21 protein-coding genes are annotated in these 22,565 nt (G+C 60.0%); 12 read left to right on the plus strand and 9 right to left on the minus strand.

Annotated features, from left to right (window positions below; translation table 11 throughout):
- The first annotated feature begins 7 nt into the window (after positions 1-7).
- Positions 8-832 carry an aminoglycoside phosphotransferase family protein gene (locus tag GDN47_RS10600; protein WP_152093270.1) on the plus strand — a complete coding sequence of 275 codons (825 nt, stop codon included), beginning with the start codon at positions 8-10 and terminating at the stop codon, positions 830-832.
- Here GDN47_RS10600 and GDN47_RS10605 read toward each other — a convergent pair.
- From GDN47_RS10605 to GDN47_RS10635, 7 genes are all read right to left on the minus strand, one after another.
- Positions 829-2,211: an FGGY-family carbohydrate kinase gene (locus GDN47_RS10605; protein ID WP_152093271.1), complete on the minus strand. Its 1,383-nt coding sequence runs from the start codon at positions 2,209-2,211 to the stop codon at positions 829-831. The genes GDN47_RS10600 and GDN47_RS10605 overlap by 4 nt on opposite strands.
- The gene (gene rhaM / locus GDN47_RS10610) at positions 2,208-2,534 is read right to left on the minus strand and encodes an L-rhamnose mutarotase (protein WP_152093272.1); all 327 of its coding nucleotides are present in this window, start codon (positions 2,532-2,534) and stop codon (positions 2,208-2,210) included. The genes GDN47_RS10605 and rhaM overlap by 4 nt, the downstream gene beginning before the upstream one ends.
- On the minus strand, positions 2,531-3,547 hold the full coding sequence (locus GDN47_RS10615) for an ABC transporter permease (protein WP_152093273.1): 1,017 nt from the start codon (positions 3,545-3,547) through the stop codon (positions 2,531-2,533). The genes rhaM and GDN47_RS10615 overlap by 4 nt, the downstream gene beginning before the upstream one ends.
- Complete coding sequence (locus GDN47_RS10620) at positions 3,544-4,548, minus strand: ABC transporter permease (RefSeq protein ID WP_152093274.1); 1,005 nt, start codon at positions 4,546-4,548, stop codon at positions 3,544-3,546. The genes GDN47_RS10615 and GDN47_RS10620 overlap by 4 nt, the downstream gene beginning before the upstream one ends.
- A gap of 10 nt (positions 4,549-4,558) precedes the next feature.
- A complete protein-coding gene (locus tag GDN47_RS10625; protein WP_152093275.1) occupies positions 4,559-6,094 on the minus strand; it encodes a sugar ABC transporter ATP-binding protein in 1,536 nt (511 codons plus the stop codon).
- Between the two features lie 73 nt (positions 6,095-6,167).
- Complete coding sequence (gene rhaS, locus GDN47_RS10630; RefSeq protein ID WP_075853916.1) at positions 6,168-7,163, minus strand: rhamnose ABC transporter substrate-binding protein; 996 nt, start codon at positions 7,161-7,163, stop codon at positions 6,168-6,170.
- Between the two features lie 53 nt (positions 7,164-7,216).
- Positions 7,217-8,029 (minus strand): DeoR/GlpR family DNA-binding transcription regulator, encoded by an 813-nt coding sequence (locus GDN47_RS10635; RefSeq protein WP_152093276.1) that lies wholly within the window; start codon positions 8,027-8,029, stop codon positions 7,217-7,219.
- 207 nt (positions 8,030-8,236) lie between these two features.
- On the opposite strand from GDN47_RS10635, the gene GDN47_RS10640 reads away from it, so the two are divergent.
- Entirely contained in the window at positions 8,237-10,333 is a 2,097-nt protein-coding gene (locus GDN47_RS10640; RefSeq protein ID WP_152093277.1) for a bifunctional rhamnulose-1-phosphate aldolase/short-chain dehydrogenase, read from the plus strand.
- A gap of 237 nt (positions 10,334-10,570) precedes the next feature.
- On the plus strand, positions 10,571-11,863 hold the full coding sequence (gene rhaI / locus GDN47_RS10645; protein WP_152093278.1) for an L-rhamnose catabolism isomerase: 1,293 nt from the start codon (positions 10,571-10,573) through the stop codon (positions 11,861-11,863).
- Positions 11,864-11,905: 42 nt separating this feature from the next.
- Here the strand turns inward: rhaI and GDN47_RS10650 are convergent, their stop codons facing one another.
- Positions 11,906-12,616 carry a helix-turn-helix transcriptional regulator gene (locus GDN47_RS10650; RefSeq protein WP_152093279.1) on the minus strand — a complete coding sequence of 237 codons (711 nt, stop codon included), beginning with the start codon at positions 12,614-12,616 and terminating at the stop codon, positions 11,906-11,908.
- A gap of 102 nt (positions 12,617-12,718) precedes the next feature.
- Between GDN47_RS10650 and GDN47_RS10655 the strand changes: the two genes are divergently transcribed.
- Together GDN47_RS10655 and GDN47_RS10660 are read left to right on the plus strand one after the other, a co-directional pair.
- Positions 12,719-13,117 carry a VOC family protein gene (locus GDN47_RS10655; RefSeq protein WP_145318498.1) on the plus strand — a complete coding sequence of 133 codons (399 nt, stop codon included), beginning with the start codon at positions 12,719-12,721 and terminating at the stop codon, positions 13,115-13,117.
- A 336-nt stretch (positions 13,118-13,453) separates the two neighbouring features.
- The gene (locus GDN47_RS10660) at positions 13,454-14,245 is read left to right on the plus strand and encodes an HpcH/HpaI aldolase family protein (RefSeq protein WP_113329762.1); all 792 of its coding nucleotides are present in this window, start codon (positions 13,454-13,456) and stop codon (positions 14,243-14,245) included.
- A gap of 99 nt (positions 14,246-14,344) precedes the next feature.
- On the opposite strand, the gene GDN47_RS31965 is transcribed toward GDN47_RS10660, so the two are convergent.
- Positions 14,345-14,494 (minus strand): hypothetical protein, encoded by a 150-nt coding sequence (locus tag GDN47_RS31965; protein ID WP_015342612.1) that lies wholly within the window; start codon positions 14,492-14,494, stop codon positions 14,345-14,347.
- Positions 14,495-14,727: 233 nt separating this feature from the next.
- Here GDN47_RS31965 and GDN47_RS10665 point away from each other — a divergent pair, with 233 nt between their 5' ends.
- From GDN47_RS10665 to GDN47_RS10695, 7 genes are all read left to right on the plus strand, one after another.
- Positions 14,728-15,789 (plus strand): LacI family transcriptional regulator, encoded by a 1,062-nt coding sequence (locus GDN47_RS10665; RefSeq protein ID WP_233789874.1) that lies wholly within the window; start codon positions 14,728-14,730, stop codon positions 15,787-15,789.
- A gap of 245 nt (positions 15,790-16,034) precedes the next feature.
- Positions 16,035-16,964, plus strand: coding sequence for a sugar phosphate isomerase/epimerase family protein (locus GDN47_RS10670; RefSeq protein ID WP_152093281.1), 930 nt, complete (start codon positions 16,035-16,037; stop codon positions 16,962-16,964).
- Positions 16,965-16,974: 10 nt separating this feature from the next.
- Positions 16,975-18,108 (plus strand): Gfo/Idh/MocA family protein, encoded by a 1,134-nt coding sequence (locus GDN47_RS10675; protein WP_145318486.1) that lies wholly within the window; start codon positions 16,975-16,977, stop codon positions 18,106-18,108.
- 197 nt (positions 18,109-18,305) lie between these two features.
- Positions 18,306-19,553, plus strand: a complete 1,248-nt coding sequence (locus GDN47_RS10680; RefSeq protein WP_083258275.1) for an ABC transporter substrate-binding protein — start codon at positions 18,306-18,308, stop codon at positions 19,551-19,553.
- Between the two features lie 74 nt (positions 19,554-19,627).
- Positions 19,628-20,566 carry a carbohydrate ABC transporter permease gene (locus GDN47_RS10685; protein WP_113329766.1) on the plus strand — a complete coding sequence of 313 codons (939 nt, stop codon included), beginning with the start codon at positions 19,628-19,630 and terminating at the stop codon, positions 20,564-20,566.
- Positions 20,566-21,474, plus strand: a complete 909-nt coding sequence (locus tag GDN47_RS10690; protein ID WP_069614645.1) for a carbohydrate ABC transporter permease — start codon at positions 20,566-20,568, stop codon at positions 21,472-21,474. The genes GDN47_RS10685 and GDN47_RS10690 overlap by 1 nt, the downstream gene beginning before the upstream one ends.
- A 3-nt stretch (positions 21,475-21,477) precedes the next feature.
- Positions 21,478-22,563 carry an ABC transporter ATP-binding protein gene (locus GDN47_RS10695; RefSeq protein WP_152093282.1) on the plus strand — a complete coding sequence of 362 codons (1,086 nt, stop codon included), beginning with the start codon at positions 21,478-21,480 and terminating at the stop codon, positions 22,561-22,563.
- The last annotated feature ends 2 nt before the right edge of the window (positions 22,564-22,565 follow it).

Genomic DNA, 22,565 nt, shown 5'->3' on the forward strand with positions numbered 1-22,565 from the left:
GTATCGCGTGAACGACAATGACGATTCGAAGGTCTATTTTGACCTCTGGCGGCTGATTCCCGACGGTACCCCGATCGTGACGCATTCCAGCCGGCTTTTTCCCGTGCGTCGTGATGGCGAGCCGGCGATGCTGAAGATCGCCGACGCACCGGAGGAGAAATCGGGGGCCGAGCTTATGGTCTGGTGGAATGGCATTGGTGCTGCGCGCGTTCTCGAACATCAGGACGATGCTATCCTGCTCGAACGGGCGACTGGCAGCCGCTCACTTGCCGAGATGGCAAGGAATGGCGAAGACGACGAGGCAAGCCGGATCATCTGCAAGGCCGTCGCCGGGCTCCACGCCTCTCGCGGCGGCGCCTTGCCGCAATTGATTCCGCTTGTCCACCGCTTTCGTTCGCTCGAAACTATGGCTCATTGTGAAGGCGGTATCTTCGTCCAGTCCGCGGTCGTGGCCCGCGCGCTGTTGTCGGAGCCCCGCGATGTAGTCGCGCTGCATGGCGACATTCATCACGGCAATATCCTCGACTTCGCAGAGCGCGGCTGGCTCGCGATCGATCCGAAGGGTCTCGTGGGCGAGCGCGGCTTTGATTACGCCAATCTCTTCTGCAATCCCGATAATGCAGTCGCCACATCTCCCGGCCGTCTTGCCCAGCAAGTGACGGTCGTTGCCGAGGCGGCGGGAATGGAGCGCGGACGCCTGTTGCGATGGATCATTGCCTGGGCCGGCCTTTCGGCAAGTTGGCTGACCGAAGATGGCGAGGATGAACACGTCGAACCAACGCTGCGCGTTGCCGAAATCGCGGCGGCAGAACTCGCCAGAACCGGAGGCTAGGAGATCAGGGTCCCGCGCCAGGACTGCCGATAGCGCGCCAACCCCGGCAGTTCGGTGCGAGTGGGGGAGCTGGCCGCGGCACCAGCGGGTCTTATCCCCGTCAGCAAGGCGGCGCCCTGGCTGGTGCCTGTCGAGCCCGCTAGTGCGATGACATCGGTGCTCGTCAAGGCAGAGAGGGCAATGAGGTAGGCGCGATTGAGCGCAAAGGGACCTTCGACGAAGATCGATCCTTTAGCGCCGATCAGATCGAGGCAGGCTTCCGTCATCAGCGCGAGATAGAGGCTGACGGCGGCAAGGCGTTCGGCGGAATTGGTCGCACTGCCGATCCAACGCATTTTCCTGCCCGGAAACGGACCAGAGCCCTCGACTACATTGGGCAGTAGCATGAGGCCTTTCTCGATCACCCGTTCCAACGCGGCTTCGATTGCTTCATGGGATGCAATACCGATTTCCGCTGCCAGAATCTCGAACTCGCGGCCGCCCATGAAGCGGGAAGACGGCACGGCGCGGCCATAGGCATCGACATTGGCAAGGGTATCGCGGGCGGGATCGAGATGATCGAGATCGCCGCCGACGCCAAAACTGATAACCCATGTCCCCGTCGAGACGACGGCAAAAGGCGCTTCATTCTCGACAAGATGCGGCAGCAGCGAGGCGTTGGAATCATGAATGCCGCAATAGACAGGGACAGGCGACGAGAGACTGATATCGGCGGCAAGTGCTGGTAGCACCGGGCCTAGGGCGTCGAATGCCGAACGGACCGGCGCCATCAAGGCACGAATGCCAAGCGTGTCAACCAGGGACGAATAGCTTTGGGTCGTCGGGTTCCAGAGATCGGTATGGCAGCCAAGAGACGTCATCTCGTTGGCCGCGACGCCGGTCAGGCGAAACGCCCAATATTGCGGATAGGTCAGGATCGTTGCGACGCGAGCAAAATCAGCCGGGAAGGCGCTTTGCTGATAGTGGATCTGCGCGCCGACATTGAGGCCACCGGATAGCCGCGGCGAAAAGGTTTCGGCAAAAGCCGGACGCACTTGCCCATAGGCTTCCTGAACGGTTTGCGGATAGATGTGTTCGTAATCGAGAACCGGCAAGGCAAGATCGCCGCCGGCGTCCAACAGGACCACCGAAGCACCGTGCGTCGTGATTGATATGGCATCGAAGCCGGGCGTGGCTGCAAAGCCCTTCAGCGCCTCAATGATGAAGCGCCATAGGCTTTCGATATCGTAATGCGGGTAAGGACCTGACTTCAGGACGCTGTTTGCGATCCTGACGGCGGCGATCTCGGCACCGGTCCCGGCGTCCAGCACAACGACCTTGGCGTTGGTCTTGCCGATGTCGATCACGGCGATGTGGCGGTAGGCTGTCTCGCTGTTCATGGCAGATGAAAGACCGTGACAAGATCACTTTGGATGGGCGAGTTATCGGGATTGGTCGCCATGATGTCCGCCATATGCGCCCACCATTTCTTCATGACGGGATGTTCGGGCAGGCTGGCCATGGCGTGATCTTTCGGCCGGGTCAGCACGCCGAAAAGCGTGTTCGTCTCGCGGTCGAGATGGATGGAGTAATCGCTGACACCTGCCTGATGCAGCAGATCCACCAGCTCAGGCCAGATTTCATCATGCCTCTTGCGGTATTCCGCTTCCATGCCTGGATTGAGCGTCATCTTGAAGGCGTGGCGTTCGTGAGCAGCGGTCATTTGGAGCTCATGGTCTTGATGCGCTTTGCCACGATCGGCAGCGCGATGGTGATGATGAGGAGGAGGCCGATGAAAATCGACATGACAATGCCGGGAACATTCAGCAGGCCAAGGCCGAAGGTGACCAAGCCCATGACGAAAGCAGCGATGACGACGCCGCCGATCGTCCCCGAGCCGCCGAGGATCGACACACCGCCGAGCACGACCATGGTGACGACTTCGAGCTCCCAGCCAAGCGCGATCGAAGGGCGCGTGGAGCCGAGGCGCGAGGTGAGGCAGACGGCGGCGATACCGCTCATGATGCCGGTCAGGAGAAACAGGATGAATTTGACCCGCTCGACTGGAATGCCCGAGAAGCGCGCAGCAAAATCATTGTTGCCGATCGTATAGACCTGCCGGCCGAAATTCGTCGCATGCAGCAGGATTGCAAAGGCGATCGCCAGCACGATGAAGAGCACGAATTCGAACGAGAAGACCCAGACGACATAGCCCTGGCCGAAATAGGCGAAACTATCCGGATAGTTGCCATAGGCCTGGTCGCCGAGAACGATATAGGAAATGCCGCGAAACAGGCTCATCGTGCCGATGGTGACGACGATTGACGGCAGCTTCAGCACGGAAACGAGGAATCCGTTGAAGATGCCGCAGACGAGGCCGACGCCGATACCGATCGCAACGAGGCCGGCCGTGTCGACGCCCATTTGCGCGGCAGCGCCCATCGCCGTCGACGCCAGCGCGATGATGGCTGCGACCGAGAGGTCGATTTCGCCAGCAATCACCAGCAGCGCCATGGCAAAGGCGATCATCGCCTTTTCGGTAAAGTTGAAGGTCGCGTCCGAGAGATTGAATGGATCGAGGAAATAGGGCGAGGCCAGCGAGTTGAAGATGAAGATCGCGACCGCGACGCCGAAGAGCAGCGTTTCCCAGCTTGCCATAACGCGCTTGAAGGGCGTGCCGAGGCGATCGGGAATGGCGCGCTTTTCCGCGGTTGCCGCTTGCGAACCGTTGCTCATGCGTGTGCTCCCTGGCTGGCGGTGTCCCTTGCGGCTTGATCGCGCAGGATGATGCGGCCGCGGTTGCGTTCGCGACGGGCGTTGAAGACGACGGCAAGGATGATGACGGTGCCTGAAATCGCCATCTGCGTGAACGGCGAGATGCCGATGACCGGAAGTGCGTTCTTGATGACGCCGAGGAAGAGGGCGCCTAAGACCGCGCCGGCGACTGAACCGACACCGCCGGCAATCGAAATGCCGCCGATGACGCAGGCCGCCACGCTATCAAGTTCGAAACCATTGGCGATATCGACATAGGCGACCGCATAGCGCGAAACCCAGAGATAGCCGCTCAGCCCTGCAAGCGCGCCGGAGAGGACGAAGGCGAGGAAGCGCGTCCAGCCGACATCGATACCGGCATAGACGGCGGCAACCGGATTGCCGCCGCTGGCATAGGCCGAGCGGCCGAACTGCGTGTAGCGCAGCACCAGATACATCATCAGAACGATGGCGATACCGATCCAGGCAAGCACCGGCAGGCCGAGAAGCGGCGTGCGCGGCACGTTCAGGAAAATCGGCGTGAATTGATGCGCATTGACCCAGGCGCCGCCTGATAGGACGAATGCCATGCCGCGATAGATCGTCAGGGTGCCAAGCGTGACGACGATCGGCGGGATTTCCAGCGCCCAGACGAGATAGCCATTGATGGCGCCGAGAGCCGCGCCCATCAGGATTGCCGTAATGACGAGTGCGATCAGCGGAATATCGGGATAGGATGCGTTCAGCATTGCAACCGCCATGCCGGTCAACGCCAGATTGGCGGCGACGGACAGATCGATCGACTTCGTCAGGATGACCGTCATCTGAGCAAGCGCCAGAATGATGAGGATCGATGTGTCGTTGAAGATATTGGCGAGATTGGCGGGCTCAGCAAAGCCGGCCGCACGCGTTGCGAAGCCGGCGATCATCACGACGATGATAATGGCGAGCAGAGTTTCGCGCTTTTTGAGGATGCGTGGCATCCCGTCCTCCCTATGCATTTCCAGTGGCGGCGCGCACCAAGGTTTCCGGCGTCAGCCCCTCGCGCTTGAAAAGGCCAGCGGACAGGCCTTCCTTCATGACCAGCACGCGATCCGACATGCCGAGGATCTCGGGCAGTTCGGAGGAGATCATGATGATGCTGAGACCCTCGGCGGCCAGCTCGCTGATGAAGCCGTGGACGGCGGCCTTGGAGCCGATATCGATACCCTTGGTGGGTTCGTCGAGAATGATGATCTTCGGTTGCGTCGCGAGCCACTTGCCGATAACCACCTTCTGCTGGTTACCGCCGGAGAGTGTTCCCACAGGCACGGAAAGTGCGGCAGCGCGCAGATCGAGCCGCTCGGCATATTTGCGGGCGAGAGCGAATTCGTTGGCTGCCTTCAGGAAGCCCTTGCGCGACGTGCGCCCGAGTGAAGGTAGCGACATATTCTGATAGATTGGCATCGGCAGTGCCAGGCCGTGGCGACCGCGCTCTTCGGGCACATACACGATCCCCGCGCGAATGGCATCCTGCGGCGATCGCACTTGGATTTCCTGTCCGTCGAGCGTCAGGCGTCCGGACAGCGGTTTGGTAATGCCGAAGAGCGATTGGCAAAGCTCGGAGCGTCCGGCGCCGATCAAGCCATAGACGCCGAGGATCTCGCCGCGCCGAAGCTTGAAGGAAATATCGCGGAATTCGGTGCGGTGACAGTATTTGTCGACTTCGAGAACGGTGTCGCCGATGGTGACAGTCACTTTCGGGAAGGCGTCCTTGACATCGCGCCCGACCATCATGCGGACGATCTCGTCCTGGGGCGTCGACTTCAGTTCGCCGTGGCCGACGGCCCGACCGTCACGGAAGACGACGAAATTGTCGGCGATTTCATAGAGTTCGTCGAACTTGTGGCTGATGAAGAGGATCGCCTTGCCTTTCGCCTTCAACCCTTCGACGATGCGGAAGAGATCGTCGATCTCCTTGCGGGAAAGGGCGGCGGTGGGCTCGTCCATGATGACGATGCGGGCCTCGATCGACAAGGCGCGCGCGATTGCCACAAGATGGCGCTGCGCGATGGAGAGATCCTTCAAGCGGGTTGTTGGATCGATCGCGCTTTCCAGCGATTGCAGAAGCTCTTTCGATCGGCTGTTCATCCTCTTCCAGTCGATGGTGCGCCAGGATGTGCGCGGCGCATGACCAAGGAAGATGTTTTCGGCAACAGTCAACTCGTCGAAGAGTACGGTTTCCTGATGAATGGCGGTGACGCCGGCATCGATGGCCGCCTGCGCATTCGCAAAGGCCGTCGGCTTGCCATCGACGAGGATCTCGCCCTCATTCGGGCGGTAGATTCCCGTAAGAATCTTGACGAGTGTCGATTTGCCCGCGCCGTTCTCGCCGATCAGCGCGGTCACCTTGCCGGGATAGAGGGAAATGCTGACGCCATCCAGCGCCTTGACGCCGGGAAAGATCTGGGAAATGCCGCGCATTTCCAGAATGGCCTGATTGTTCGCGGCTGGTGCGTCCGCGATGGAGCGTTGAAGGACTGTGGTCATCAGCAATGTACCGGATCAGTGAAACCAGGTCCGGCGGCTGATGCCGCCGGAGAGCTGCGAGTTCGATTTTCGATCAGAAAACCTTGGAGAACTGATCGATGTTCGAAGCGTTGTAGACGAACGGATCAGCCATGGCGGCTTCGCCGTTTTCGCCAACCTTGATTTTGCCCATGCGGCCGGCATTGATCTCGCTGCCCGGCTTGCCGTCGGTCTCGCCCTTGACCAGGCGATAGGCGATCTGCGTTGCGGAATAGCCGAGATCGATCGGATTCCAGATCGCGAATTCCTTCGTCGCGCCGGACTTGATGGCGCCGGCCATTTCGGACGGCAGGCCGAGGCCGGTCACATAGACCTGACCGATCTTCCCGGCATCCTTGACCGCTTGCGAGGCGGCAAGCACGCCGACCGTCGTCGGAGCGACGATGACCTTGACTTCCGGATGCGAGGTCAGGAGGCCTTGGGCTTCACGATAGCTCTTGTCGGAGAGGTCGTCACCATAGACTGTTGTCACCAGGTTGAGGCCCGGGAAATCCTTCAGCTGCTTCTTCATCTCGCCGATCCAGATGTTCTGGTTGGTCGAGGTGGTCGTTGCCGACAGGATGGCGAAGTTGCCCTTGCCGCCGTCAAGATGATCCTTGGCGAGCGTCAGGCACATCTTGCCGATCAGTTCGTTGGACGAGGGGTTCAGCTGCAGGATGCGGCCAGCCTTGGCGACGCCGGAATCCCAGGAGATCACCTTGATACCGCGCTGTGCCGCCTTCTTCAGGGCCGGAACAACTGCGTCGGGATCGTTTGCGGAAATCGCGATGGCATCGACCCCTTGGGCGATCAGCGAGTTGATGACTTCGATCTGGCCTTCTGCCGTGGTCGAGGTCGGGCCGGTGTAGATCACCTGCACGCCGCCGAGATCCTTGGCTGCTTCCTGTGCGCCCTTGTTGGCGGCTTCAAAGAAGCCGTTGCCCAGCGACTTCACCACGAGGCCGATCTTGATGTCCTTTGCACTGGCCGCGCCGGCGAAAAGCGTGGCGGCGAGCGCGACGCCGATCGCCAGTTTCTTTGCAATATTCATGTCACTTCCTCCCAAAGTTAATAGGCATGCTCACCCCATTTCGGCCGCGCATTTCACGCGACCGATGGGGAATCTTCCTCCTCAGCCTCAGCCGAAACATTTGCAATAATGAGCGAAATGCCCGCATCCTCGATCATGCGCACGGTTTCGGCGGTAACACCGTCGTCGGTGATGATGGTCGAGACCTGATCGAGCGGGCAAAGGATCAGGCTGGAGCGCTGGCGGAATTTGCTTGAATCCACCATGACGACGAGTTCGTCGGCCTGGCGCATGAGCTTCTGCTCGCTCTGGATGACCAGCGCGTCGGCTTCCATGACGCCCAGCGGGCCTACGCCCTGCGCACCGATGAACATGCGCTGAGCATAGAAATTGCGGATCGTATCGTTGTCGAAGGGCGAGAGGATCAGGCTTTGTTCGCGATAGATCGCGCCGCCCGGCACCGTCACGTTATTCTTCGAATGCTTGACCAGGTGTTCGGCGATCGCGAAGGAATTGGTCATCACCTGCAGCCGGAAGGCGGAGATATAGTGAACCAGCTGGAATGTGGTCGTGCCGCCATTGATGATAATGGCGTCGCCGGGATTGCAGAGTTCGGCGGCCTTGCGCGCAATTGCGCGCTTCCTATCGATGTTGACGGCTTCGGATACACGGAACGGCCGCGCGGCCAGGTTGCCGAGTTGCGGAGGATGGATCGATTCCGCTCCGCCGCGCACACGCCTGATCTTTCCCTGTACGTGCAGGGCAGCGATATCACGGCGTATCGTCGCTTCCGAAGCCTCGGTCAGCTCGGAAATATCCTGAATCGTCACGACAGACTTTTCCTGTACGGCGCTCAGAATAATGCGATGGCGTTCGCGTTCGTGCATTGGCTCCTCCTTGTCGGCGGTTATTTCGCAAATATGACAAAGTGTCAATCATAAACGATCATAAACTTTCATATTGCATCGCAGCATTATCGAATTTGATCGTTTTCGATTGACAAGGCGACTATACGTGAGCGATACCCTGCTCACAAAGGGCGGTTCCATCATGATCCGATCTGCCCGAAAGACTTGATTTCAAGGGAGGATGACATGGCGGCTGGCGTTCAGCTTCTGGAAAACCGTTGGGATGATGCACATGCTGATGGGCTCGATGAGCCTGGCAAGCTGCTTTATCGGTCGAATCTGCTCGGTGCCGATAAGCGTATCACCAACTATGGCGGCGGCAACACGTCGGCCAAGGTCATGGAAACCGATCCGCTCTCCGGCGAGAAGGTTAAGGTGCTCTGGGTCAAAGGCTCCGGCGGCGATGTCGGCACCATCAAGCTTGACGGTTTCGCCACGCTTTATCAGGACAAGCTGGACAGCCTGAAGAACATCTATCAGGGCGTTGCAGACGAGGATCGCATGGTCGGCTTCCTGCCGCATTGCACTTTCAACCTCAACGCCCGTGCCGCTTCGATCGATACGCCGCTGCATGGCTTCGTGCCGTTCACCCATGTCGACCACATGCATCCGGATGCCATCATTGCCATCGCCGCTTCGAAGAACTCGCGCGAGCTGACGCGCGAAATCTTCGGCGACGAGATCGGCTGGCTGCCCTGGCGCCGTCCGGGCTTCCAGCTCGGCCTCGATCTCGAAGCCTTCGTCAAGGCGCATCCGAATGCCAAGGGCGTTGTTCTCGAAAGCCATGGTCTCTTCACCTGGGCCAATGACGCCAAGGAATGCTACGAGCTGACGCTCGCGATCATCAACAAGGCGATCGAATGGTTCGCAGCCAAGACCGAAGGCAAGACGATTTTCGGCGGTGCCATCACCCAGAGCCTGCCGCAGGCGGAGCGTCGTGCGATCGCCGCCCGGCTGATGCCGGAAATCCGCGGCCGCATCGGCAAGGCCGAGCGCAAGCTCGGCGATTTCGACGATCAGGATGCCGTGCTCGAATTCGTCAATTCGAAGAACCTTCGCCCGCTTGGCGCGCTCGGCACCAGCTGCCCGGATCACTTCCTGCGCACCAAGATCCGGCCACTGATCGTCGATTTCGATCCGGCCAAGCCTGATGTCGATGCCGTCATCGCTGGCTTCGACAAGGCATTGGAAGATTACCGCGCCGACTACGCACGCTATTACAATGATTGCAAGCATGACAATTCGCCGGCCATGCGCGATCCGAACCCGGTGATCTTTCTCGTGCCCGGCGTCGGAATGCTGTCCTTTGCCCGGGACAAGGCGACCGCCCGTATCGCTGGCGAGTTCTATGTCAACGCCATCAACGTCATGCGTGGCGCTTCCACGGTTTCCGAATATCAGGGCCTGCCTGAGCAGGAAGCCTTCGATATCGAATATTGGCTGCTGGAGGAGGCGAAGCTTCAGCGTATGCCGAAGCCGAAGAGCCTCGCCGGCCGCGTTGCCTTCGTGACCGGCGGCGCCGGTGGCATCGGTCGCGCCACGGCGGCGCGCCTGGTGGGCGAGGGCGCCTGCGTCGTTTTGGCTGACATCGACCAGGCGGCACTTGAGAGCACACAGGCCGATTTCGCCAAGAAATATGGAGCGGATGCAGTGCGCAGCGTCAAGCTCGATGTCACCAAGGAAGATGCGGTCATTGCCGCCTTTGCTGAGGCTTGCGTCGAGTTCGGCGGTATCGACATTCTGGTCTCGAATGCCGGTATAGCATCGTCGGCACCGATCGAAAGCACCGAGCTTTCAATGTGGAACCGCAATATCGATATCCTCGCGACCGGTTATTTCCTCGTCTCGCGCGAAGCCTTCCGGCTGTTCCGCCGCCAGAACCTTGGTGGCAATGTCGTCTTCGTCGCCTCCAAGAACGGCCTTGCATCCTCGCCGAATGCCGCCGCTTACTGCACCGCAAAAGCTGCCGAGATTCATTTGGCCCGCTGCCTGGCACTGGAAGGGGCGGAAGCCGGCATTCGTGTGAACACGGTCAATCCCGACGCCGTGCTGCGCGGCTCGAAGATCTGGAACGGCGAGTGGCGCGAGCAGCGCGCTGCTTCCTCGAAGATTGAGGTGGACGAGCTGGAGGAACATTACCGCAAGCGCTCGATGCTGAAGCTCAATGTCTTCCCGGAGGACATTGCCGAGGCGATCTACTTCCTGGCTTCGGATCTTTCCGCCAAGTCGACGGGTAATATCATCAACGTCGACGCCGGCAACGCGCAGAGCTTTACGCGGTAGTTGCGGGGGGGAAGCGGCGGCCTCGGGGCCATCCTCATGGTCCGAGGCTCTACCGCACTCGTTTCGCTCTTGCGGCGGCGCACCTCACCATGAGGGTGGAGCAGCGCTTGCGCCGACTGACTGGGAGATCAGCCCTCACCCTGAGGTGGCCTGTAGGGCCCTCGAAGGGCGAGGGCGGGTGATGGCTTGCAGGGTCATCGCGCTGTAGTGTTTCGAATAACGCATTGGGAGGAAAGAATGGCCGAATACAGGATCGCGCCCGATCTGGTCGCCGCAGAAAACGACAAGCGCGCCGCCGCATTGAAATCCGATTATGAGGCGCTGGGCACCACGCTCGCCCGCCGCGGCGTCGATATCGAAGCCGTCACAAAAAAAGTTTCGGAATTCTTCGTCGCGGTCCCGTCCTGGGGTGTCGGAACCGGCGGCACGCGCTTCGCCCGTTTCCCCGGCACCGGCGAGCCACGCGGCATCTTCGACAAGCTCGACGATTGCGCCGTCATTCAGCAGCTGACGCGGGCAACACCAAGGGTTTCGCTGCATATTCCCTGGGACAAGGCCGATGCGAAGGAATTGAAGGCGAAAGGCGATGCACTCGGCCTCGGCTTCGACGCCATGAACTCCAACACTTTCTCCGATGCGCCCGGTCAGGCGCATTCCTACAAATTCGGTTCGCTGAGCCATGTCGATGCGGCGACCCGCGCCCAGGCTGTCGAGCACAACATCGAATGCATCGAAATCGGCAAGGCGATCGGCTCGAAGGCGCTGACGGTATGGATCGGCGACGGCTCGAACTTCCCCGGCCAGACCAATTTCACCAAGGCTTTCGAGCGCTATCTCGCCGCCATGACCGATATCTACAAGGCACTCCCTGACGATTGGCGGCTGTTTTCCGAACACAAGATGTACGAGCCGGCCTTCTATTCGACGGTCGTGCAGGACTGGGGCACCAACTACCTGATCGCGCAGACGCTCGGCCCCAAGGCGTATTGCCTCGTCGATCTCGGCCATCACGCGCCGAATACCAATATCGAGATGATCGTCGCGCGCCTCATCCAGTTCGGCAAGCTCGGTGGCTTCCACTTCAACGATTCCAAGTATGGTGACGACGATCTCGATGCAGGTGCCATCGAGCCCTACCGCCTGTTCCTCGTCTTCAACGAGCTGGTCGATGCGGAACGGCGCGGAGTGAACGACTTCAATCCGGCGCATATGATCGACCAGTCGCATAACGTGACCGATCCGATCGAGAGCTTGATTTCCAGCGCCAACGAGATCCGCCGCGCCTACGCGCAGGCGCTGATCGTCGATCGCGATGCACTTAGCGAGTATCAGGACGCGAATGACGCGCTGATGGCATCGGAAACGCTGAAACGCGCCTATCGCGCCGATGTCGAACCGATCCTGGCCGAAGCTCGCCGCCGCGCCGGTGGTGCCATCGATCCGGTCGCCACCTACAGGGCGAGCGGTTATCGCCGCAAGGTTACCGGAGAGCGTCCGGCTTCCGTTGCCGGCGGCGGCGGGATCATCTGAGATTATCGGGTGCCGGCACAAAATGGCGCCGGCACCCGATGCCTATCGCGCCTGCCCCAATTGCTGGAGTTCGGCCTCTCGCCAGGCGGACCAGCGACGCCGCAATTCGCCTGGCCGCAGGCCATAGTTTTCGTCGAGTGCGTCGACCGCGAGAATTCGCTCCGTGCGGAAATGCCGGAAGCCTTCACGTAGCTCGCACCACGCCACCAGAATGCGGCTTGTATCGGAATAGCCGAGGATGACAGGCCAGACGATCCTTGTGCTTTCCGCGCCCGCATCGGGCCGATAACGCAGACGAAGTTTTCGTCCTTGGCGGATTGCCGCCCGCAGCATTGGCAGGTCGATGTTTTCCTCTTGGGTTCCCTGAAGAAGCGGTTTGGCGCCGACGCTCGGCTCGAGGATGAAGGGGCGCAGGTGCTCGGGCACGATGGCGGTGATCTTGGCAACCACATCGCGTGCGGCATTGGCAATGGCCTTGTCGGCACGGCTTGCAACCCATTGCGCTCCGAGGACGACAGCCTCGATCTCCTCCGGTGTCAGCATCAACGGCGGCATTTCGTAGCCGGGCGAGAGGAGATATCCGAAGCCGGCCTCACCCTCGATCGGAACGCGCTGGCTCATCAGATCGGCGACGTCGCGATAGACCGTGCGTTTGGAGACTTCGAGCTCCTCCGCCAGAATGGCAGCGGTCACCGGCCGGCTCGACCGGCGCAATATCTGTATGATCTGAAACAAACGGTCGGCGCGACGCATTCCTGCTGACTCCTGCTGCCAGTATGGTGGCAACAGCCTTATGCAACAAGAGCCTTCAAGCCGCCAACGATATGTTCGGCGGGCCTTTTGAAGGAGTATGCGATGAAACTGGCATCCACGCGTCTGATCGCTTCAGACATCAGGAAAATGGTCGGCTTTTATGAAATGGTCACGGGTCAGGCAGCGGAGTGGCTGGCCCCGGTCTTTGCCGAGATCGTCACCCCCGCGGCGACGCTTGCGATCGGAAGCGCCGAGACCGTCGCCCTGTTCAAGGAGGGCAGTGCCGAGCCCTGCGCCAATCGCTCTGTCATCATCGAATTCCAGGTTGGTGATGTTGATGCCGAATTTGCAAAGCTAAAGGACAAGGTGGAGGTCGTGCACGAACCGAAGCTGATGCCCTGGGGCAACCGGGCAGGGCAGATCCGCGATCCCGAGGGAACGCTCATCAGCCTTTACACGCCTGTTACGGACTTTGCGAAGCAGCGTTTTGCTGATCGTTGAGCGATAAGGAGCCGGCGAAATCCTGCGGTTGGGCGATGTTGTCTGCCTGTCGGCATCTCTCGTCTTCAGTCACGCCTTGGCGTCTTGCGAGCGTGACCAACCGACTTAAATAGCTGCATATTTGTCATGGTCGTCTGGCAGATTTGAAATCATCTTTCGGCACGGCAACCGACGATGGTCGCAGCCGTGCTTCGTCGATTTGCTTCAGTCGCATGTGCACTTTCGAGTGGCCCGACAGTGGGAATTGGGTATTGTCGCTTGCAACGGCTCGCCTTGATTTGGCGGTCGAGGCTGGCAAAAAGACAGAGCCCTGCTGTTGATAGGTGAGGAAAGACGATGACGACTGACATGAACGGTTTTACCGGACGCCTGAAACGCCGCGAGAATGGCGGCATGATCTCCGGCTGGGTCGGCATACCCGATCCGATGCTCGTCAATCATCTGGCGCAGGAAGACTTCGACACCATCGTGCTCGATATGCAGCATGGCATGTGGAACATGGAGTCTGCCGCCAATGGGATTGCCTATGTGCGCCTGGCCGGCAAGCCGGCGATTGCCCGCATTCCCGTCGGCGATTTTGCCTCTGCCTCACGCCTTCTCGATGCCGGCGCCTCCGCGATTATCGCGCCGATGATCAATTCTGCCGATGATGCGCGCGCGTTGGTGCAAGCGACGAAATATCCGCCGCTCGGTGAGCGGAGCTGGGGGCCATCGCTGGCGCTCAATCATTTCGGCCTGCCAGCTGAAGATTATCTGCAGAGCGCCAACAGCCTGACTGCCACCATCGCCATGGTGGAAACCCGCATGGCACTAGATGCAATCGACGAGATTCTCGCAGTCGACGGCATCGATGGTATCTTTGTTGGCCCGTCCGATCTTTCGATCGCGCTTTCGAACGGCGCCCGACTTGCCCCGGATAGCGCTGCGATCGATCAGGCGCTTGCAACCGTGCTGGCACGCTGTCGCGCCCACGGCAAGGTCATTTGCGCCTTCGGCGGCGATGGCGCCCGCGCCGGGGAATATCTGAAGCTTGGCCTCGATCTGGTTATCGCCGGCACGGAAACGGCGCAGCTGCGCGCCGGCGCCCGCACGGCCATTCAGGCTGCGCGAAAAGGCGCTGATTCATAATCGGCTGAGATAAAAGCTGCCCGAGGTATCCCACGGGCAGCGGTGGTTGCGCTAGAGCCGGATGATTTAGGTCTGTTCAACCTAAAATCTGGATCCGCTCTAATTCACCAGCTTTACATAGCAGGGCCGGTAGGTCTCGGTACCGCAGCCGCCACCGACCGCTTGTGCCGGCGTGATTGTGTTTTGGATGGCGATTGCCGCGAGCGCGACGGCGATGATTGTCAAAACAGTTTTGGTATATTTGTCCATGAGTTTCCCCTAATGATAGAATGACTAACGATATGCATCTTAAAATTGCCTTTCTGAATGCCGGCTGAATACAGATGCTCAAGGTTGTGCCCCGATGTCGGGTGATACTATCGGATAACAGCCCAAACACGACCTTCCCCCCTTGTCGACTTTGATCGCAGCCTGCGCTTGCATCGTCACCCGCCTGTGGGCATTCTCGCTCCGACATGGCGGAGCGGAATGATTTGTCGAAGGTGCAGGGATTGGCGGCGGGGCGCGGCTTGCGTCGCGAAGTAGGTCAGCGCGTGACCTTGCGGACCGTTGCTACGGCTCTCGGTCTTTCGGTCACGACGGTCAGCCGTGCCCTTAAGGAGGGCGCAGAGGTCAATCGCGAGACCATCGAACTGGTCAAGCGCGTTGCGGGCGAGCTTGGCTATCGTCCCAATCTCGGTGGCATCAATCTGCGCACCGGCAAAACCCACGCCATCGGCATCGTGCTGCCTTTCGGGCGTGAGGGCGAGATGAACATTGTCGTTGCCTCGCTGATCGAAGGCGCTTCGCGCTATATGAAGTCGCGAGGGTACCGAACGACAATCGTCCCGCAGCTCCAGGCAGATGATCCACTCGCGACGGTGCGCGATATCGTCGAGGAGGGATCGGTCGACGGCGTCATCATCACGCATACGACACCACAGGACGATCGCGTCAAATACCTGCTTGAAGTCGGCATGCCTTTTGTCACCTTCGGGCGGACGGAGCTCTTGAGCGTTCATCCGAGCATCGATCTCGATCATGAAGTGATCGGCGCAGAGGCTGCACGCCTTCTGCTCGATGCCGGCCACCATATGCCGCTGCTGATCGCGCCCAACCAGCAATTCACCTACAGCCTGCAATTCGTAAGAGGGTGGCGCAGGACTTTTGCCGAGCATCATCTCGATGTGCCTGATGATGGCATCCATTTCACCACGGCGACACCCGACAATGGTCGCGAGATGGCAAAGCACATAGCAGCGCAGAATCCCGCAGCGACCGCCGCTTTCGTTGCCAGCGAAGAGGCAGCTCTCGGTTTCCTCGCCGGCTTGCGCGATGCCGGGCGGCAGGCCGGCAGGGATTTCGCGCTGATTACCTATGGCGGCACCGCACTGCCAGATTTCTTCAACCCGCCTTTGAGTACCTTTCACTATTCGAACCATGCCATAGGCGAGCGATTGGCGGCCTTCCTGCATCGGGCAATCGCCGGCGAAAATCCGGCCGATCTGCGCGAAGTCGTCCAAGCCGCCTTCGTCGATCATCAAAGCCAGTCACGTCACGCTTGAAAAATATTGCTGCTTGCAGGATGAGCAGGCGGCGAGAAGGTATTCGTAACGTTACGAATTTGCAGATTGCGCAATATTGAAACGTTAGTCGGCCAGAAAATCGTCGATTGACAGTCTTTCTCTTTTCCATAATCGTAACGTTACGAATTACCGATTTCGAGTGAAGAAGCTCATTGGCAAGGCACATTGTTCAGGCGTGGAGGCCTCGCCGCGCGCGGCTTCACGCATTGTAAGGGGAGGATGACGTGAGCGACGGATCGCTTTTTTTCGGATCGCCTATTTGGACCTTCAATTGGAACCCGCCGTATCAAGCGCCGTTGCGGCGGCTCGCTGCGACAGGCTGCAAGGGATTTGAGCTCACCGCCTGGTCGGTGGACATGTTGAGCTACTACACGCGCGAAACCATCCGCGAGTTGAAGCAGATTGCAGACGGAGAGGGGCTGGTGCTCACCAACTTCTTCTTCAATCTACCCTTCAGCCGCGCAGCAAATGCTGCCGTCTCGACAGTTGACCTCGATGGCTACAGGCGCGGCATGGAAGTCGCCGCCGCGATCGGCACGCCGATCGTTACCAGCATGACACCCTATCCGTTTCAGTCCGAGGTCAGGCCGATCCTGCAGCGGCCGATCTCGCAGGAGTGGGGCGCGGCAGTCGAACCGCAATGGGATTGGACGGGTGAATATGAAGCCGTCGTGGAGGGTTTTATCCGGGCTTGCGAGATTGCCGCCGCCGCGGGTCTCAAGGTCGCGATCGAGCCGCATCCTTATCGCTGGGTCAGCTCCGGTCAGGGCATGCTGCGGCTGATCGAGCGCACCGGTGCCGCCAATCTCGGCCTGAACTTCGACCCGAGCCATCTCTTTCCGGCCGGCGACATGCCGCATTACGTCGTGCTGGCGCTCGGCGATCGGATCTTCAACACGCATTTTTCCGATAATGAAGGGCACACCAACGCCCATTGGCGCCCGGGGCGCGGCAAGATCGATTGGAAGGCGATTTTCGCGGCAGTCAAGACCATCGGCTACTCCGGCCCGATCACGTTGGAGCTGGAAGACGCGCCGGGTGCATCGCATTGGACCCATTTCCGCGAAGCGACGACGGAATTCGATGACGAGATGCGCCGTGGCATGAGCTATCTGCGCGCCGCTGCCGCCGAACTCGATATCACCATTTCCTAGAGGCAAGCCAATGAGCAACGAACCCATGAAAGTCGGCATTGTCGGCGCCGGCAATATCAGCGCCACCTATGTTGCGACCCTGCATATGTTTGATTTCATTCGCGTGAAGTCTGTTTACGATCTTTATCAGGAGCCTGCCCGCAAGCTCGCCGAGCAGTTTGGCATCGAGGCCGTTGCGCTCGATACGATGCTTTCCGATCCGGAAATCGGTCTCATCATCAACCTGACGACGCCGGTCTCGCATTATGCCATCAGCAAGAAGGCGCTGCTTGCCGGCAAGCATGTCTATTCGGAGAAGCCGCTTGGCGTCTCCATGGGCGAGGCGGAGGAGTTGATGGCCATCGCGCGGGCAGGAGACCTGCGGCTCGGTTGCGCTCCCGACACCTTCCTTGGCGGCGGTCACCAGTTGACACGGCGCTTGCTCGATGAAGGGCGCATCGGCAAGACGATTTCGGCCACCGCCATGCTGCTGTTGCCGGGTCATGAGCATTGGCATCCCAACCCAGCCTTCTTCTACGGCCGCGGCGGCGGGCCGATGCTCGATGTCGGTCCGTACTACGTGACGAACCTCATCGCCTTGCTCGGCCCCGTGCGCGAGATCTTTGGCACTGCGAAGATCACCCGCATCGAACGCACGGTGAAGACTGATCCGCGTCGCGGCGAGACGATTAAGGTACTGGTGCCGACCCATCTGACGGGCGTTATGGAGTTCCATAGCGGTGCGACCGTCACCATTGCCACCAGCTTTGATGTTATCAAGCACAAGCACAATCAGATCGAGCTTTACGGCTCGGAAGGTACTATGGTGACGCCGGATCCGAACAATTTCAGCGGCAAGGTCGAGATATTTCGCGACGGCGATGAGGCGTGGAGGGAGATCCCCGTCGATCACCCCTATACGGAAGGTGTGCCAGGTCATCTCGGTCTGCGCGGATTGGGCGCGGCGGAGATGGTGGATTCCCTTCGCTCGGGACGCCAGCATCGGGTATCGTCGGAACTGGCTTTCCACGCCCTTGAGGTGATGACGGCATTCGAGCGTTCGGCGCAATCGCGTTCTGTGGTTGCAATCCACAGTAGTTGCGGTCGGCCCGATCCAATACCGCGCGCAATAAATGAGGGACGTTTCTCATTGAGTGCGCTATAGAGTTGAGAAAATGCGGTCCTTTTGGACTGCGGGCTTGACGAAGGGGCAATGCCTGAGGAAGCATTGCTCACGTGCTGCGGGGAACGGAGGCCCTGCCGCACAGTTTTGGAGGATCAGGAGATTCGGCATCCGGTGTCTGGAGACGGCGGCGGCTGAGGAAAGGCGTTTGAAGAACGCCCTCAAAGGAGGAGGAACGCATGCGCAAATTGATGATGGCATTGGTCGGCGCCACGGCGCTGGTCGCGGCGAGCGTGACCGGCGCTCTGGCCGAAGGCAAGAAGGCCGAAGTTCTGCATTGGTGGACTTCGGGCGGTGAAGCCGCAGCCGTGAAGGAGCTGGCCAAGGCCTTCAACGCTGCAGGCGGCGAATGGGTGGATACCGCAATTGCCGGCTCCGGCTCGACTGCTCGTCCGATCGGCATCAACCGCATCATCGGCGGCAATCCGCCGACGGCCATGCAGTTCAACACCGGCACGCAGATGAACGAACTGGCCCAGCAGGGCCTGCTGCGGCCGCTCGACGATCTCGCCAAGGAGCAGGATTGGAAATCGGTTCTGACACCATCTTTCTATCAGGCCATCCAGTTCCAGGATCATATCTATGGCGCTCCCATCAACGACCACGGCCAGAACTGGGTCTTCTATTCCAAGGCCGTCTTCACCAAGGCCGGCGTGACGGAAGAGCCGAAGACCTGGGATGAAATGTTTGCCGCGCTCGACAAGATCAAGGCTGCCGGCCTGATCCCGGTTGCCGTCGGCGGTCAGCCCTGGCAGCTGCAGTCGATGTTCAACGCCATCCTGCTCGGCGAGGGCGGGAAGGATCTCTATGCCAAGGTCTGGAAGGATCTCGACACGGATGCCGTCAAGTCCGACAAGTTCAAGCATGTGGCGGAAGTCTTCGCCAAGCTGCGCAACTATCAGGACCCTGGCAGCCCGAACCGCGACTGGAACGTCGCGACCGGCATGCTGATCGACGGAAAGGCCGGCATCCAGTTCATGGGCGACTGGGCCAAGGGTGAATTCATCCATGCCGGCCTCGTCGCCGACAAGGATTTCGGCTGCATCCTCGGACCTGGCGAATCCAACTTCATGATGGGCGGCGACATCTTCGTCTTCCCCGTTCTCAAGGATAAGACGGCGACCGACGCCCAGACCCTGCTCGCTACCGTCATCATGTCGAAGGAAGGCCAGCTTGCCTTCAACTCCAAGAAGGGTTCGGTGCCCGTGCGTCTCGACGTCGATACGTCGAAGCTCGACGCTTGCGCCCAGAAGGGTTTGAACGCACTCAAGGATCCGAGCCGCCAGATCCTGGCACCCGACGTGCTGACCCCTCAAGATATCGTCCAGACCGAAGGCGATCTCATTGCTCAATACTGGACGACGCCCAGCATGACGGCGGACCAGTTCGCCACGCAGTTTGCGCAGGTCATCGAACAGGCCAAGTAAGCTTCGATCGACATCCATGCGGCGGCAGGTGAGCCTGCCGCCGGTTTCCATGAATGCTGAGGAGGAGCGCGTCCATGAGCAGCCCCAATACGAGCGCCACTGCTGCAAAAGCGGCTGTCGCACCTGCGAGCGTCAGCCGCAGGAGGATACATTTTTCGCCCTACGTGGCCCTGTTTCCAGCCTTCGCCATCGTGCTTCTGGCCTATGTCGTCACCGTCGTCTGGAACATCTGGATATCGTTCACGGACAGCAAGGTGCTGCCGGTCAACACTTTCGTCGGCACGAAGCAGTATGAGCGGTTGTTTTCGACGGCGCGCTGGCTGCTGTCGCTGCAGAACGTCGTCGTCTTCGGCATTCTCTTCATTGCCGGCTGTCTGATCCTCGGCTTTCTTCTCGCCGTCGCGCTCGATCAGAAGGTCCGTTTCGAAAATACCTTCCGAACGATCTTCCTCTATCCCTTTGCCATGTCCTTCATCGTTACCGGGCTGGTCTGGCAGTGGATCATGAATCCGACGCTCGGCCTGCAAAAGGTTGCCGACAGTGTCGGCTTCACCTGGTTCCGCTTCGACTGGATCGTCCAGAGCGATCTCGCGCTCTATGTCATCGTGCTTGCCGGTGTCTGGCAATCTTCCGGCCTCGTCATGGCGATCATGCTCGCGGGCCTGCGCGGCGTCGACCGGGAATTGTGGAAGGCGACCCGCATCGACGGCATACCGAGCTGGCGCGTTTACCTGCATATCGTCATCCCGATCCTGAGACCGACCATCATCACCGCCAGCGTTCTTCTGGCGATTGCGGTTGTGAGGGTTTACGAACTGGTTCTGGCGACGACCGGCGGCGGTCCGGGTATCGCGACCGAAGTGCCCGGGAAATTCATCATGGATTACCTCTTCGGGCGCGGCAATATCGGCCTTGCAACCGGAGCATCGACCGTGATGTTCATCACGGTGGTCATCCTGGTGACGCCCTGGCTCTATTATGAATATTTCCGTGAAAAGCCGAGGGGGAACTGATGACGACGCCATCTTCCGTCACTGGTGCCATGCAGGGTCCGACCGGCCGCAAGCCGCAGCATCTGACCCCAGGACGCATCGGCCTTTATCTCTTTCTCGTCATCGCGGCCCTGTTCTTCCTGCTGCCGCTCTATGTGATGCTTGTCACCTCGTTCAAATCCATGCCGGAGATCCGTCAGGGCAATATCTTCGCCTTTCCGCAAATGTGGACTGCGGATGCCTGGATACAGGCGTGGAGCACGGCCTGCACCGGACTTGAATGCGGCGGCATCAGCGTCGGCTTCTGGAATTCGGTGAAGATCTTGATCCCGAGCATGATTTTGTCGATCCTGATCTCGTCGCTGACCGGCTATGCGCTGTCCTTCTGGCGGGTCAAAGGGGCAAACGTGCTCTTTGCCATCCTGCTGCTCGGTGCCTTCATACCGTACCAGGTGTTCATCTATCCGCTGGTTCTGATCTATCGCGACGTCGGCATCTATTCGACGCTGCCCTGCATCATCATCACCCACACGGTCTTCGGTCTGCCGGTGCTGACGCTGCTTTTCCGCAACTATTATTCGAGTCTGCCGATGGAGCTCTTCAAGGCAGCTCGCATCGACGGCGCCGGGCTGTGGCAGATCTTCTTCCGGCTGATGATCCCGATGTCGATCCCGATCCTGGTGGTCGCGGCGATCCTGCAGGTGACCGGCATCTGGAACGACTTCCTCTTCGGCGTCGTCTTCGCCGGCCGAGAAAACTTCCCCATGACCGTGCAGCTCAACAACATCGTCAACTCCACCCAGGGTGAGAAGCTCTACAACGTCAACATGGCGGCGACCATCCTCACCGCCCTGGTTCCGTTGATCGTCTATTTCGGCTCGGGCCGCTGGTTCGTGCGCGGTATCACCGCCGGCGCAGTCAAGGGATAGTTCATGGCCAATGTTTCCATTCGCGAACTTGCAATCGATTTCGGCAGCGTCAGCGTGCTGAAATCGCTCAATCTCGAGATACAATCCGGCGAGTTCATCGTACTCCTCGGTCCCTCCGGCTGCGGCAAGTCGACCTTGCTCAACGCCATTGCCGGGCTGACCGATATCACGGACGGCCAGATCTGGATCGGCGACAGGAACGTCACCTGGGAGGAACCGAAGGACCGCGGCATCGGCATGGTGTTCCAGTCCTATGCGCTTTATCCGACGATGACGGTCGAAGGAAATCTCTCCTTCGGGCTGCGCATTGCCGGCATGGCGAAGGAGGAGATTGCCCAGCGTGTCGACCGCGCCGTGCAGATCCTGCAGATCGACCCCTTGCGCAAACGGCGACCGGGGGAGCTTTCCGGCGGCCAGCGCCAGCGTGTCGCCATCGGCCGTGCGCTGGTGCGTGACGTCGACGTCTTCCTGTTCGACGAGCCGCTCTCCAACCTTGACGCCAAGCTCAGAACCGAGCTGCGTGTCGAACTGAAGCGCCTGCATAGCGGCCTCGGTTCCACCATGATCTACGTGACGCATGACCAGATTGAGGCGCTGACGCTCGCCGATCGCATCGCCGTCATGAGCGGCGGCGTCATCCAGCAATTCGCCACGCCGAAGGAGATCTATCGCCGTCCGGTCAATCGCTTCGTGGCAGGCTTCGTCGGCTCGCCATCGATGAACTTCCTGTCGGGGCAGGTGGCGAGCAATGGCGGCGTGCCGGCGTTCATGTTGCCGGATGGCCGCGCGATCGACCTCAACGGCTACGAGTTTTCCGGCACGCCGGGCGAGGGCCGCAAGGCGACACTTGGCGTTCGACCCGAGCAAATGCAGTTCCAGCCCGCTAGCGGACGGGCTGCCAGCCTGCCGGCGACCTTCACCATCGTCGAGCCCATGGGCTCGGACAATCTGATCTGGGGTCAGGTTGGCAGCGAGACGCTGTCGGTGCGTATCGATGCCGATGAGGATGTCGCACTCGACACCGAGCAGCCGGTTTATTTTCAGCCGGCGCTCGCGTCGCTGTTCGGGGAAGACGGGCAGCGTCTATAAGA

Origin of the sequence: Martinezella dioscoreae (assembly GCF_009176305.1) — a bacterium.
In the GTDB taxonomy this organism is placed as follows: Bacteria; Pseudomonadota; Alphaproteobacteria; order Rhizobiales; family Rhizobiaceae; genus Rhizobium; species Rhizobium dioscoreae.